At 67.1% G+C, this 14,715-nt stretch carries 7 protein-coding genes; 4 read left to right on the top strand and 3 right to left on the bottom strand.

What is annotated here, in order from left to right:
* Positions 1-562: 562 nt before the first annotated feature.
* The 3 genes from V5E28_RS26390 to V5E28_RS26400 form a co-directional block, all read right to left on the bottom strand.
* Positions 563-1,438, bottom strand: coding sequence for a hypothetical protein (locus tag V5E28_RS26390; RefSeq protein ID WP_336210131.1), 876 nt, complete (start codon positions 1,436-1,438; stop codon positions 563-565).
* Positions 1,423-9,222, bottom strand: a complete 7,800-nt coding sequence (locus V5E28_RS26395; RefSeq protein ID WP_336210134.1) for a polymorphic toxin-type HINT domain-containing protein — start codon at positions 9,220-9,222, stop codon at positions 1,423-1,425. The genes V5E28_RS26390 and V5E28_RS26395 overlap by 16 nt, the downstream gene beginning before the upstream one ends.
* A gap of 369 nt (positions 9,223-9,591) precedes the next feature.
* Complete coding sequence (locus V5E28_RS26400; RefSeq protein ID WP_336210135.1) at positions 9,592-10,179, bottom strand: TetR/AcrR family transcriptional regulator; 588 nt, start codon at positions 10,177-10,179, stop codon at positions 9,592-9,594.
* 136 nt (positions 10,180-10,315) lie between these two features.
* On the opposite strand from V5E28_RS26400, the gene V5E28_RS26405 reads away from it, so the two are divergent.
* From V5E28_RS26405 to V5E28_RS26420, 4 genes are all read left to right on the top strand, one after another.
* Positions 10,316-11,962, top strand: a complete 1,647-nt coding sequence (locus V5E28_RS26405; protein ID WP_336210255.1) for an ABC-F family ATP-binding cassette domain-containing protein — start codon at positions 10,316-10,318, stop codon at positions 11,960-11,962.
* Positions 11,956-13,008, top strand: a complete 1,053-nt coding sequence (locus tag V5E28_RS26410) for a virginiamycin B lyase family protein (RefSeq protein WP_336210138.1) — start codon at positions 11,956-11,958, stop codon at positions 13,006-13,008. Before V5E28_RS26405 ends, V5E28_RS26410 begins: the two co-directional genes overlap by 7 nt.
* 122 nt (positions 13,009-13,130) lie before the next feature.
* Entirely contained in the window at positions 13,131-14,078 is a 948-nt protein-coding gene (locus tag V5E28_RS26415; RefSeq protein WP_336210141.1) for a quinone oxidoreductase family protein, read from the top strand.
* An 18-nt stretch (positions 14,079-14,096) separates the two neighbouring features.
* Entirely contained in the window at positions 14,097-14,714 is a 618-nt protein-coding gene (locus V5E28_RS26420) for a LysE family translocator (protein ID WP_336210143.1), read from the top strand.
* The last annotated feature ends 1 nt before the right edge of the window (position 14,715 follow it).

The following is a 14,715-nucleotide window of genomic DNA, read 5'->3' on the forward strand; positions in this document are numbered from 1 at the left end:
AAGCACGCTTGTGCTGGTATTCGCTCACCGCAGCCATGATCACACTGATCTGGACCACAGTTTCTGGTCCAGCAAGGACGGCGTCTCCCCATTCACGGATGAGTGCCGTGGGTTTGACCCCGCGTTCTTGTGCCCGTTCCCGAACTCGATCCATACGGGCTTGGGCTGCCCCAAAGAAGTCACGATCATCACTTCGTCGGCGGGAACCGGTTCCCCCGGTCCAGGCGGCCAACCTCGCCGCCGACCTGGACGCCTGGACGCGACCGCTCCGCCTGCATGACGACCACACCGGGCCCGCGCCGAGCCGCAAACCCTGCGCTACTGCCTATGGCATCTGAACACGCCCACCAGCGCATCCTCAAGATCAGCACCAGCTTGGCCGTGGAAGCACGCCTTCCTCACCTGTCGGCAACGCCTCTGCGCCGGTGTACCTGACCAGCCCGAACCCGCCCCAACACCCTGGGAAGGAGGAACCTCACCGCACCGCGGCCCCGTGGAAGCCGCCGCCCACCCGAGCAGCTCGGGCGACACCACGCGCCACACAGAACGAGAAACAGGACGATCAGGCCTGGGTGCAGGCCATCCAGACTCCTCGAACCACCCCATCTGCGTCAGGAACGACGGCGGACAGTTCTCGCAAATCGGAGGTAGCCACCATGAAATTCATGCCTTGGTCAACCAACTCCTGAAGATCATCGACTCCCCAATGGTGGGCAGCGTACGTCAACCGGCCCGGGGTGAGCGGAGCCCTGAAGGCGGTGAAGTCTTCTTCCTTAAGAGCCGGATTGAGATGCAGGTCCGGATCAATTGCAACGCACAGCAGGGATCGAGGTTGAACCGACTGGCAGATTTCGTCGATATTATCCGGATTTAGCAGAAACCAATTGCACCCGTAATCGCCGTGCGCCCAACGCTCGCACAGCAATACCACAGCCGTCTCCGCAGCCGATCTGATCGACGTCCAGAAACTGTCATCTGCGGAGGCTTCAACTATTTGGATATCGTCCGGGAAGTCCGGCACCCGATTGCACCATTGCAGGCGCAGCGCTTCTCTGCCCAGGTCGGCCAGTTTGTCGGCACTGCCACGGGTCATGTAGATATTTACATAGCCGTTGTAACCTATGGCAATATGAAGGCCGGGCGCGGTGAAATCACAGTACGGCGACACTCCTGCCAGCATGTCAACAACCATTTTGATCGCTCCAGCCAGGTCGAGCTCCACTCCATTTCGAAGCGATGAGTGTCTAGTCGGCAATGGCTCAGGAACCCGCAGATCAGCAACCTCCAGCGACTCCACGCCGGTTGTCTTCACAACCTTCCATAGGGTGTCACGCAGCCTTGCGGAGTACTCCTCCCATCCGGGCGCGTCGGCAAGGCGCTCTGCAACAGCATCATCTGCTGGCCCCACGACCAGTTCTTCCGTTACTTCGCTATCCATTTCAGTCCCAATAGATGGCCGTTGTCCGAGATAAGCAGATCATAGGTTCCATCACGGCCAGCGTCAGTGGTCGTTCGGAACGGCTTTTCAAAATTAGCCCCCTTGAATATACCCCCCTTATGTCCAGTCTTATCCCAGGTAATATAGCGCGGCTGTCCGGCTTTCGCCTTCTTGTTTTCCCATATGTAAGCTCCGGTGACGGATCTCTCCCCCTTCTTCTTGGTATACCCGAGAGCTCTAGCGATATCGTCAGCCGCCTTGTTCGATATGCAGTTTATATTATCGTTGTGAACGAGAAGGTCGGTTGCTCCAGCGCTTACATAGTAGGTGTGAACATCGGCCACCGAGAGGTTGTGAACGCGCTGAGCTGCCGTCTGTCGGCGGACGGAGTCGACTCGCACCCAGGTTCCAGCAGAAGTCTGGAGCCACTGCCCAGGTTGAAGATCAACGGCGTCGACCCACTTCCGAAGCGCTGGAACCCAGAAGGGATGCTCTGCTGTTGCTATCAGGGATGAGCCGTGCTCATCCCTGGCACTGTCCGATGTCACCGTAATCTCGACGAGGTCCTTGGTTCCGGTGCCAACTATGAGATGAGCAACCTCCTGGGCTGCCGTTTCGTCTGTGAGCGGGTCAGTGGCCGACACCTTGTCCCCGACCACTATCTTCTCGATCGACTTATGGCTTCCGTCTGCCATCAATACTAAGGTTCCGGCTACAAAGCTATTACACAGCCGCTTTCCGAGTTTGGCTGCGTCGTCAACCTTCGGAGATATTTTCCCGAGTTGCCCGAGCGCCTTGCTGACGCCTTTTGAGGCGACCCCGCCTCCCGGCACAAAGCTACCTAGCATCATGAAACAGGAAGAATAATCTCCCTGCTGACAGGCCATGGCATCTGCAAAGATGAAGTCGACTGCGCCGGACAGAATGGTAGAGACCCAATTGTCGGAACCACTTTTCCGCGCCCTCATCTGAACTAAAAGACGTTTCTCCTCATCGGAGATGCCGAGTTTTGCCTGCCATTCTCCACAGAGAGATACTGACGCGGGTTCAACGAGGCAGCCTTGCATGAATTTCCGCGACATGACGAGATTATCTGCAGCCTTTTGCATGGCTGCACATTCCTTCTTACCCCTAGCTCTCTCACACGCCTGCTTATCCAAGAGTCCAGGCGCGTCAGGAACCGACGCTCCTGCTGATGACCGTCCGCCAGAAGTAAGGAATTGCCACAGGGCCGCGAGTTCTTCGCCGGTGAGGCCCATTTCGAAGGCCGCCCGGTACGCTGCGCGCTTCTTTAGGCTTGCCTTGTCCCAATCCTCAGGCTTGGCCGTGTGATCACCCAGGATGTAATTGTCCAGGATGAAATTCTCGAAATACCACTGAGGGTCGAGTTCGGCGATCCGGCCGGGGTCGCCCCTGTTCTGCTCGCCCCAGGAGTAGAGGTTTTCGTAGGGAACGGGATCACTACAGGCTGACCAGTCGCAGCTGCCGCCCCCGTTGTACGACGACCAGTCGGTTCCGGAGTTCCAGTCGAGGTGGCCGCCGCTGCCGGGGGTGCCGGTGACCGTCGCGTGGCCGGTGGGGTCGGTGCCGGTCATGGGTGAGGCGTTGGCGTAGGTGTAGCGGTTGGCCTGGACCGACGGGTTGGGCGACAGGGTCATGGTGTCGCGGCTGGTGAAGGTGCCGGTGCCGGGCTGGTACCAGCGGGCGTGCATGTTGGCCTTGCCGGTGTCGGGGTCGGTGTATGCGCCTTGGTAGCCGAGGTTGGTCTTGACGCCGGTCTGGTCGGTGATCGCGCCGAAGGGGTCGTAGGCGGTGGTGGTGGCCAGGGCGGTGGTGCTGTAGGTGGCTACGAGGTCGCCGTGCAGGTCGGTCAGGGTAGCGTGGGCGGGGTTGGCGCCCTCCTGCTGGCCGAGCAGGGCGCCGAAGGCGTCGCGGCCGTAGCGGGCCTGGAGGCCGCCGAGTGTGTCGATGATGGCGGCGAGATTGTTGCTGAGGCCTGAGTAGGCGAAGGTCTGCTTGTTGACGCCTCTGATGCGGGAGGTGAGACGGTCGAGGGCGTCGTAGCTGTAGACGCTGTCGCCGTCGGCGATGAGCCGGTCGAAGGCGTCGAAGGTGAGCTGGGTGGTGGTGCCGTTCTTGGCCTCGGTCGCCAGGGTGCCGCGCGGGGTGTAGGTGTAGGTGCTGCCGTCGCCGCTGGTCATCCGGTTGCGCTCGTCGTAGGCGTAGGTCTTGTCGCCGGCTTTGGTGCGGTTGCCGGCCGCGTCCCATTCGTAGGCGGTGCTCGCCCCGCCGGGGGCGGTCCAGGAGGTGAGGCGTCCGGCGTGGTCGTAGCCGTAGGTGTTGGCGCCCGCCCCGGCAGTGCCGGCGGTGGTCTTGGTGGTGAGGTTGTCGTCCTTGTCCCACCCGTAGGTGATCTTCGCTAGCTGGGTGCCGGTGCCGGCGCCCTTGTTCAGGGTGTGGGTGTGCGGCCGGTCGAGGTCGTCGTAGGTGAACGACTGGGTGTCGGTCGTGGTGGTGCCCTGGACGGCGGTCAGCGAGGCGAGGTTGCTGGCCTTGTCGTAGCCGTAGGTGAGCTTGCGGCCGGTGACCGGGTCGGTGGCGGTGTCCAGGCGGCTGGCTTTGTCCCAGGTGAAGGTCGCGGTGCCGGCGGCGTCGACGCGCTGGGTGGGGTTGCCCAGCAGGTCGTAGGCGTAGGCGCTCTGCTGGGTGGTGCCCTTCAGGATGCTCAGCGGCAGGCCGCGGTCGTTGTAGTCGACGGTGAGGTCGCCGATGGCGGTGGTGCGGCCGGCCGGGTCGTAGCCGAAGGTCCGCTCGGCGCTGGCGGCTCCGCCTCCGCCGCCGGTCTCCTCGGCGAGGCGGCCCAGGTGGTCGAACTCGCGGTCGATGCGTACCCCGCCTGGCTGCAAGGTGGCGACCGAGTTGCCCGCCGCGTCGTAGACGGAGGTCCAGGTACGGTCGGCGGCAGCCGGATGGGCGGCGGTGGCGGGTTCGGTGAGAGTCTCGATCAGGCCGAGGCTGTTGTAGGTGGACCAGGTGGCGTTGCCCCGGCCGTCGGTCAGGCGGGTGCGCGCGCCGGTGGCGTCGTAGCCGAACCCGGTGGTGATCGACTCACTACTTGAGACCGGCTCGATCAGCGAGGTGACCCGGTTGAGGGCGTCGTAGGTCTGCCGGGTGAGGTGGCCTTCGGGCGAAGTAGCGGTGATCTGGTTGCCCGCCAGGTCGTAGGTGGAGGTGCTGGTGCGCAGCACGGTGCCGGCGGAGTCCAGGTCCTTGGCACCGATCTGGCGGCCGGCCAGGTCATACTCCAGCGTGGTGGCGTTGTTCCGCGGATCGGTGGCCGTTACCGCTCTGCCCGCCAGGTCGTACGTCACGGTGGACTTGTTGATCATCGGGTCGGTCGTGGAGGTGACCTCCCCGGCGGCGTTCACCGTGTGCTCGGTGCTCTTGTTGCCCGGCGCGACCGCCTTGAGGAGATGCCCGGCGTCGTTGTAGGTCAGGGTGGTGGTGGCGACCGTGGCCGTGGGTTTGCGCTCGATCTCCGTCGCGGTGATCTGCCGGCCGAGGTCGTCGTAGGTGGCCTCGACTCGGGCACCGGTCGGGTCGAGGCCGGCCAGCTTCTCCCCCACCAGGTCGTACTCGGCGACCCAGCGGCCCGGGGTCTGCCCGTCCGGCGCCGGGTCGGTCACGCGGACCTGGCGACCGAGCTTGTCGTACTCGAACGTGGTGGTGAAGCCACGCGGGTCGGTGGTCGAGATGAGCTGTCCGGCCGGGTCGTAGGCATGACTGGTGGTGGGGGTGACGGCGGTGCCGCCCGGCGGCGTGTAGCTGGGGGCGATCTGACTGGTCAGACGTCCGGCCTTGTCGAAGACCGAGGTGACGGTACGGCCTTCGGCGTCGCTCTCGTGCGTCTGGACGCCCAGGGTGTCGTAACCGAACGCGGCTTTCGGCTGCGCAGCCCCGGCCGTGCCCGCCTTGTCCACCTGCACCTGCGGGCCGCTCACCTGCACGACGCGGCCCAGCAGGTCGTGGCGCATGGTGGAGGTGAAGTCGGCCTTGGTCGCGCCTTCGGCGTTGCCGCGTGGGTCGGTGACCGCGATGGCCAGGCCGCGCTCGTCGTAGGCGGTGGTGGAGATCAGGTCCTGCTCACCGTTCTCGACGCTCTGCTTGGTGGCCTGGTTCTCCTTGTTGTAGGTGAACTCGGTGACCTCGGAGCGGGTGCTGCCCGCGCCGGTCCGGGTGGTCTTGACGATGTTGCCGTTGGCGTCGTAGGTGAATGCGGTCTTGCGCCTGAGCACGCCGGGGTCGAGCGTCTGCGAGGAGAGCAGGCCGGCCGCGTCGTAGACGTACTCGGTGGTGGTCGTGCCGCCGCCGGTGATCAGCTTGGTGCGGTTTCCGGCCGCATCGAAGGTGTGGTCTTCGAGGATCACGTTCTTGGCGGTGGTGGAGCCGTTCAGCTTGACCTGATCGGCGATCTTCTGAGCCGGCAGGTCGTCGGCGTAGTAGGTGAAGGAGGTCTTGCGGCCCATCGCGTCGGTCCGGGTCGCCAGACGACCGCCAGAATCGTAGGTGAACGCCTCGAGCACCACGTCCGTGGCCGGCTGCGGCGCCACCGGGCTACCGGTCCAGCCCTTCAAAGTGCGCGTGATGAGTTCACCGCGCTTGCTGTAGGCGTGCTCGATCAGCGCGCCACGGGCATCGGTGGTCGAAGCCGGCTGACCGCGGGTGTTCCAGGATTGACGGACCACACCGCCCTCGGGATCGGTGACCGTCTCGGCCCTGCCGTGGTCGTCGTAGGTGTAGACGGTGGCCCGCTCGGCGTCGCCTCCGGTGAGGTCGGCGACGGTCTCGCTGAGCCGGTTACCGTCCGGGTCGTAGACGTACGTCACACGCTTGGTGTGGGTGACACCCGAGACCTCGTTCTTGACACCTGGCTCCGTCTGGGTCGTCAAACGATTGAGAGCGTCATAGGTGAAGATCGTCTTCACCCCCGCCGGGTGAGCCCCCAACACCTCTGTCATACCCGTCACCCGGCCCAGCGGGTCACGCTCCACCTCGGTGCGCAGGCCTTCAGGCGCGCTCTGTTCGGCCAGGTCGCCGGAGGCGTTGTAGCGGTACCTCCAGGAGTTGGCTCTGGCGTCGGTGGCGGTCTTCGGCAGGCCGGCGGGCGTTGTGCCGCCGCCGACCGCCGGCTCGCTGCCGTCGGTGTAGGTGACCGAGGCGAAGCGGCCGGTGGGGAAGTCCAGAGTGGCCGGGCCGGTCTGCTTGGTCGGCTCACCGTGCGCGTTGTACTCGTAGGTGGTGGCGTAGGTGTTGTCGGTCCCGCTGGACGAGCGCGCGTCGCGATAGGTGAGCTGGCGGTCGTTGCGCGGATCGAACTCGTCGTCCTCGTTGAGGTAATAGGAGGCGTAGTTCGTCTGGCAGTTGCTGCCCGTGCGGCAGGACTTGTCTCTGATCGCGTTGCCGCGCTTGTCATTCCACCGCCGCCAGACGTTGCCATTACGGTCGGTCGTCTTGGCCGGGAATCCGCCGGTGTCGTAGGCGTATTCGGTCTTGAAGCTGTGCTGGTCTTCCTCGTACACCACGCGGTAGTTGCGCCATCCGTCGTAGCCGGACTTCACCGTGCCATTTCGCGGGTCGGTCACCGTGACGGTCGTGACCTTGTTGATCCAGTCCGTGTCCGGCTCGCCGATCTGCCAGGTGCCGCCGTGCTGGTCGGTGTGCGTCTTGAGGCGATCGGTCGCCGGGTCGTAGGTGTTGGAGGCCCAGACTCGTTCGGACGGGAGGGTCGTTCCGGTCAGCTTGTTGGCCACTTTCGCGCGGGCCGCGTGGTGGGCCTGGATTTCTGCGCTGGTCAGCGGCTTGTCGTAGATGGCGAACTCGTCGATCGAACCCTTGAACGCGAAGACGCCAGAGGCGTTGGGCCCGCCAGGAATGGTGGACCACGAATTGGCCCGCTGGCCGCTGCCGATGAAAGCCCGCGCTCGATATTCATGGTAGAAATCGCCGTTGACTTCACCCACGGCTTGGCCGTCCAGGAAAAGCTGCTGCCGCGTTCCCTCGACGTTGAGGGCCACATGGTGCCACTGATCGTCGTTGACCGGATCTGCGGTGGTGATCGGCGCATACACCCACGAGCCGGCACTGTTTCTGATATCCCCCAGCTGGCCGCGCAGACGTCCGTCGGTCCCCACGTACAGAACCGGCTGCGCCGCCCCGAACGCATTGCCGGATGGCGCAGCGGAGAAGATCATGCCGCTCTGCGTGGTCTTGAACCAGCCTTCGATCGCCACTCGATCCCGCAGCCGGGCCAGCAGGTACATCGGCAGTTCGACCGTCGATTTCGTAAAGCCGGCGGCCGTGTCGGCACTGCCCTCCAGCGCACCGGGCTGCCCCACGGTGACATCTGTGTAGGAACCCGCCCGCCCGTCGCTGCCTTCGTTGGCCGCCGACTCGAACTGCTCCTCTCCGAGACGCCAGTATCCGACCGGCTCGGAATCCTGCACGATACTGCGGTAGCGGGATCCGTCCGCGTAGGTGTAGCTGGTGCAGTTCGGTGCCGCGACCGGCGCGCAGACCTGGGTCAGGTTGTCACCCTCGTAGCCGTAGGTCCAGGTGAGGCTCTCGCCGTCCACCGGATCGGTGGACACTGTCGCCACCCGCGGGCCGGACCAGGTGAAGTGCAACGAGCGGCCACCAACGGCGGTTGCCTTGCTGAGCTTGCCGTCACTCCCGTACGTCAGCGTCTGTGCGCGCCCCCGAGCATCAGAGATCTGCACCAGGCGGCCCGAGGCGTTGAAGGTGAAGCTGGTCGACGATTTGTCCATCAGCAGCCAGCCGCCACCGTCCACATCCGACAGCACGGCATGCATCCCCGGCGGCGGCTGGTAACCGCCGTCGCCCTTGCTCGCGAACCGCACCCGGCGACCGTCGGGGTAGAAGACCAGCAGCCCGGCCACCTCCGCCCCCGAACGCTCCGCCACGATCTTCATGTCCCACAGGGACGACCACCCGGCGCCGAAGATCCCGTCGGTGCGCGACTCAAGACTGTTGTAGGTACGCGTCACCGAAAGCGGCGGACCCACCGCCGCAACCTGCGCATCGGTGACCGTGGTGGTGTAGTTGCCGGAAATCGGCGCGAACTCCTGCCCCCCGCTGCCACGCTCACCCAGATGCGCTCCCGTCGCGGGCTGACGCGCCCCGGTGGTGAACGACCGCTTGTCCGTCTGCGCCGAGCCACCACCAGCCTGATCGACAACGCGGACCCACCACTCGTACTGCTTACCCCACGTCAACTCGCCCGCGGGCACCCGCCAGGTCTCCTGCCCCGCACGCCTTCCCGACTCCACACACTCCGGAATCGGAGGAGGATTCGTGGGGTCCGGAAACTCGAACCCGTCGTCCTCCTCCGGCACCTCACACACATGGAAGAAGAAATTGAAGCCCGCCGGTGTCCCGCCGCCCAGACTCATCGTCTGCACAGCCAGCAACGGCGTGGTCCCCACCAGCGCTCCATGCTCGGGGTAGACGTCCTCGATCAGCGGAGTACCGACACTCGTCGTCGATTGCTGATCGCGCTGCTCCGCGCGCTCGACTCCCGAGGAAAGCCTCGCCCCTGTGGTCTCCAACGTGGCGGTCTCAGCCGCCGGTCGCTTCTCCAGCCGCAACGCGCCACGCACGGGCACATCGTGAACGTCCTGCGTCCCGCTGGATGCCTGAGTGACCGATGTGCCCACCAGCGCCGGCAGCCCAGCCGCCGTTCCGGCCATCTGCTTCGGAACGCCCATGGTCCCCACAGCGAGAAGCTCCGCAGCCTGCGCACTTCCTTGGGCTTGAACAGGACCCACCGAAAGGGACAACACCCCAGGCAGCAAGGCAGCGAGCAGCAAAAGGATCAAACGCGGCGACCGAACCCACGACGAGAACCGGCGCATACGCCACCACACTCCGAACCACGAAGGACGCCCGCCAAGGCGTAAGCCGTAGCCCTCCGCCGCGGGGAAAGCACCGCTCCCCGCGCAGCTCGGAGCTGATCATCGATCTGACGATCAACGTAAGAAATTCCGACCTTCCCGACAAGAGGGTCGATCATCACAAAATGGATAACAGCCCTATCGGGTGCGTAACCCTCCGCTATCCCTCGCGATCGCCCATGTTCACAACACCCCAGCCCGCGCGGCGGCCAGCGCCGCGTCCGCCGCGCGCTCTGCGTCGCGCTCGGTGACCGGCTCGTGCGCGACGAACAGCCGGTAGTAGATCGGCGCCACCGCCACCCGGATCACCTCCCGCACATCCACGGTGACGGGCAGTTCGCCGCGCGTGACGGCCCGCCGCACCACCTCCGCCGACTGATCGTGACGAGCCTCGAAGAAGTCGTGCAGCGCCCGGGCGGCCTCGGGACTCTGCATGGCCGCCGCCACGAACGCCGACGAGACCGGCCCCAGCTCCGGATCGTCGAACCCGCTCTGCACCAGCCTGACCACCCCGCGCAGGTCCTCCTCGACCGTGCCGGTGTCGGGGATCGGCCACGGCTCCACCTGGGCCATCTCCAGCGCGTCGGAAATAAGCCCTTCGACGTTCCCCCATCGCCGGTAGACCGTCGTCTTGTGGACGCCCGATCGCTCGGCGACGTTCTCCACGGTCAGGCCGCGCATGCCGTGCTCGGCCAGCTCGGCCAGCGTGGCCTGCCGTACGGCGTCGCGGACCCGCGCGCTGCGCCCGCCGGGCCGCTTGCTCGTCTCCAAAAACTACTCCAGTTGCGTTAAGGCTCGGAGTGTGCGAAGCTAAAGCTACATCAGTTGCGATTGGAGTTCCATCCTGACGATCCTCCGAAGTGTTTCCAAGTCGTACGGCCGGCAGCGGGTGCTGGTCGACGTGTCCATGTCCGTCCGGCAGGGCGAGCGGTTGGGCATCGTCGGCGAGAACGGCTCGGGCAAGTCCACGCTGCTCCGGCTGCTCGCCGGGGCCGAGCGACCGGACGACGGCGAGGTCGTGGTGCCCGCCGACGCCGGCTACCTCGGCCAGACGCTCGACCTGCCCCTCGGCCATACGGTCCAGCAGGCGGTCGACGCGGCGCTGGCCGACGTACGGGCCATGCAGCGCAGGATGCGCGAGCTGGAGTCCGCGCTCACCGACGATCGGATGGAGGAGTACGGTGATCTTGTCACTGCCTTCGAGACCCATGGCGGCTACGGAGCCGATGCCCGGGTCGACAAGTCGCTCCACGGGCTCGGCCTGACCCACGTCGGGCGCGACCGGGTGCTGTCCAGCCTGTCGGGCGGCGAGCAGGCCCGCCTAGGCCTGGCCTGCCTGCTGGCCGCCTCGCCGGAGACGTTGCTGCTCGACGAGCCCACCAACCACCTTGACGAGTCCGCGCTGACCTGGCTGGAGGAGCGGCTGCGCGACCACCGTGGCACGGTCGCCGTCGTGTCCCACGACCGGATCTTCCTTGACCGGGTGGCCACGTCGATCCTGGAGGTCGAGGGCGGCACGACCACCCGCTTCGGCGGAGGTTACTCCGGCTTCCTGGCGGCGAAGGCGGCCGCTCGGGCGCGGCACGAGCAGGCCCACGCCGCCTGGCGCGAGGAGGTGCGCCAGGTGCGCGAGTACGCCGCGACCACCGCACACCGCGTCGCGGTCGGCCGGGCCATGAGAGACAACAACAAGATGGCCTACGACCGCAACGCCGGGCGGGTGCAGAGTTCGATCGCAGGCCGCGTGCGCAACGCCCAGGAGCGGCTTCGCCGGCTGGAGGAGGATCCGGTGCCGGAGCCGCCACAGCCGCTGCGCTTCCGCGGCACCTTCGGCCAGGCCACGACGTCCACCGAAGACACGTTCAGCCGGACCGCGGTGACCACGGACAGTCCTTACGGCCGGACCGCGGTGACCACGGACGGCACCTACGGCCGGCCTGAGAAGTCCGCGGACGGCATCCACGGCCGGATCACCGCGTTGACTTACAGTGCTTCCGGCCGGGGCGCGGCATCGACGAGAGGCACGCTGGCTGAGCTGCACGACGTCCGGGTCGGTGATCGGCTCGAGGTGCGACGGCTGACGATCGCAGCGGGTGAGCGGCTGCTGGTCCGCGGCGCCAACGGCGCGGGCAAGTCCACGCTGCTGCGGGCGATCGCGGAGCGGGCCCGCGGCCGGGTGGGTCACCTGCCGCAGGAGGTCGTCTACGACCCGGGCCTGCACGTTCTGGACGCCTACGACCACGGCCCCCGCCATGAGCGCAGGAGCGCGCTGCTGGCGACAGGGCTGTTCCGGCCGGAGACGCTCGACCTCAAGGTGGGCGCCCTGTCCGTGGGGCAGCAGCGCAGGCTCGCCCTGGCCGGTCTCCTGGCGGGCGAGCACGATCTGCTGCTGCTCGACGAGCCGACCAACCATCTGTCGCTTGCCCTGGTCGAAGAGTTGGAGCAGGCGCTCGACGGCTACCCCGGGGCGCTCGTCATCGTGTCGCACGACCGTGCGCTGCGACGGCGCTTCAGGGGCGCCGAGCTTGAGATTTCGGAGGGACGCATATGTTGACCAGGATTTCCGCCGGCGCGCCGTACGGCATCGCGACCGGTCCCGATGGCGCGCTGTGGTTCACGCTGGTGCACCAGGGGCGTGTCGGCCGGCTCGTTCCCGGTGAGGAGCCGGCCGTTCACCAGCTCGACCCCGCTGACGGCGGGCCGACGGTGATCACGCCGGGAGCGGACGGGGCGATGTGGTTCACCGAGTTCCAGGGCGGCCGGGTCGGGCGGATCACACCGTCCAGGGAAGCGACCGCCTTCGGGGAGACGACCGCGTCTCTGAAGACGGCCATGCCCGAGGACACGAGCACGTCCACAGATGCGAGCACGTTGGGGCGGTCGTCTGCGTTCTGCGAGGTGACGGCGTTCGAGGCGTCCTCGCCGTACGGGATCGTGGCCGGCGCCGACGGTGCGATGTGGTTCACGTGCTTGCAGACCGACCGGATCGGGCGGATCGGGGCGGGCGGGGAGCTCACCGAGTTCGAGGTGCCGGTGCCGGGCGGCATGCCGTCGGGCATCGCCGCCGGACCCGACGACGCCCTCTGGTTCACGCTCAACCAGGGCGACGCCATCGGGCGGATCTCGCTGTCGGGCGGGGTGACGATCCATCCCCTGCCGACGGCGGGCGCCGCGCCCGTGCACATCACGGCGGGGCCCGATGGGGCGCTCTGGTTCGTCGAGATCGGCGCCGGCCAGGTCGGGCGGATCGACCCGACGGGGAAGATCACCGAATATCCCCTGCCGGACCGCGCTGCCCGGCCCCACGCCATCGTGACGGGCCCGGATGGCGCCCTCTGGTTCACCAAGTGGGCAGTCGGCCGTGTCGGCCGCATCACCGTCGACGGGGCCATCGAGGAGTTCGACCTGCCTGACGTGCCCGTCACCTCACCGGAGCCTGCGACGTCAGCCGGAGACGAGGCTGCGGCAGCCGAGCGTGCTTCCGAGCAGGCTCCGGCGTCCCACACGGTCGCCGCCGAGCCGCACGGCCTGACAGTGGGGCCCGACGGGGCGATCTGGGTCGCCTTGGAGGCAGGCGCGCTGGCCAGAATCGAGGTCTAGCCGTAGCAGGCGCGACCGCCGGAACGTTCCGGCAGTAGTCGCAGCCACCGAGGGGCTCCCATGGCGGTCGGTTGTCGAGCCCCCGGCGGCGGCCTTCGGCGGGGGCGCGGTTGACTAGGAGCATGCATGCCATCGTCATAGCCGCCCAGGGCGGCCCAGAAGTGCTCGAGTACGTCGAGCGTCCGGATCCGGCGCCGGGAGACGGGGAGGTGGTGGTCGATGTCGCGGCGAGCGGGGTGAACTTCATCGACGTCTACCACCGCTCGGGGGCCTATCCGCTGCCGCTGCCCAGCGTGATCGGGTCCGAGGGGGCGGGTGTGGTGTCCGCCGTCGGGTCCGGCGTGCGGGACGTGGCCGTGGGTGACACGGTGGCGTGGGCGGGCGTCATGGGCAGCTATGCGGAGAAGGCCGTCGTGCCGGCCGCGCGGGTGGTGCCGGTGCCCGACGGGGTGCCTGCCGAGCTGGCCGCCGCTGTGATGCTCCAGGGCATGACCGCCCACTACCTCACGCACTCCACGCACGAGGTGAAGCCGGGTGACACGGTGCTCGTGCACGCCGCGGCCGGCGGGATGGGGCAGTTGCTCACCCAGCTGGCCAAGCTCAGGGGCGCCAAGGTGATCGGTACGACGTCCACCGACGCGAAGGAGAAGCTGGCGCGCGAGGCCGGCGCGGACGAGGTGCTGCGCTACGACGACTTCGCCGAGGCGTTGCGCGGCACGGTTGACGTCGTCTACGACGGTGTGGGCGCCACGACGTTCGACGGCGGCCTCGAAGCGCTCCGCAGGCGGGGGCTCATGGCCCTGTACGGCGCGGCGAGCGGGCCGGTGCCGCCCGTGGATCCGCAGCGGCTCAACCGGGCCGGCTCCCTGTTCCTCACCAGGCCGACCCTGGTGGACTACGTCGCGGACCGGGACGAGCTGCTGTGGCGGGCCTCGGATCTGTTCGGCTGGATCGCCTCCGGTCAGCTGAGGGTCAACGTCTCCCACCGCTACCCGCTGGCTGAGGCCGCCCGGGCTCAGGAGGATCTCGCGGCCCGCCGCACGACGGGCAAGCTGCTGCTCATCCCGTAGTCCCGTTACGCTCCAGGCATGGACATAGCGGCATCCATCGGGTCTTTCGCCATAGTGGTCGCCCTGCTCACCATCACTCCCGGTCTGGACACGGCTCTGATCCTGCGGACGTCGCTGGTGGCCGGGAGGCGGCCCGCGTGGGGTGTGGTGCTGGGCATCCAGCTCGGGACGCTCGCCTGGGGGCTGCTGACGGCCGTGGGGCTGTCCACGTTGCTGGCGGCCTCACAGCTCGCCTACGACGTCCTGCGCTGGGCCGGCGCCGCGTACCTGGTGTGGATGGGGTTGCGCATGCTGCTGGTCCGCGGGGACGCTCACGGTGAGGAGCCGGGTGAGCAGGAGGTCCGGTTCCGCACCGGGTTCCGGCGCGGGCTGGTCACCAATCTGCTCAACCCCAAGGTGGGGGCGTTCTACGTGGCGATGCTGCCGCAGTTCATCCCGCAGGACGCGCCGCATGCCGTGATGGGCCTGCTGCTGGCGGGCGTGCATGTGAGCGAGGGCCTGCTGTGGAGCGCCGCTCTGATCGGGTTCGCGGCGCTGATGAGCAAGGCGCTGCGCACGCCGTTCGTCCGCCGGCTCCTCGACCGGGTCACCGGGGTCGTGATCGTGGGGTTCGGCGTGCGCCTGGCCGTCGATTGAC

The organism is Nonomuraea sp. LPB2021202275-12-8 (assembly GCF_037044575.1).
Lineage (GTDB): Bacteria > Actinomycetota > Actinomycetes > Streptosporangiales > Streptosporangiaceae > Nonomuraea.

Excerpts from the sequence above, each read along its gene's own strand:
- V5E28_RS26390 (WP_336210131.1), bottom strand. The coding sequence starts at position 1,438 with ATGGATAGCGAAGTAACGGAAGAACTGGTCGTGGGGCCAGCAGATGAT.
- V5E28_RS26395 (WP_336210134.1), bottom strand. The coding sequence starts at position 9,222 with ATGGGCGTTCCGAAGCAGATGGCCGGAACGGCGGCTGGGCTGCCGGCG.
- V5E28_RS26405 (WP_336210255.1), top strand. The coding sequence starts at position 10,316 with ATGTCCGTCCGGCAGGGCGAGCGGTTGGGCATCGTCGGCGAGAACGGC.
- V5E28_RS26410 (WP_336210138.1), top strand. The coding sequence starts at position 11,956 with ATGTTGACCAGGATTTCCGCCGGCGCGCCGTACGGCATCGCGACCGGT.
- V5E28_RS26415 (WP_336210141.1), top strand. The coding sequence starts at position 13,131 with ATGCATGCCATCGTCATAGCCGCCCAGGGCGGCCCAGAAGTGCTCGAG.
- V5E28_RS26420 (WP_336210143.1), top strand. The coding sequence starts at position 14,097 with ATGGACATAGCGGCATCCATCGGGTCTTTCGCCATAGTGGTCGCCCTG.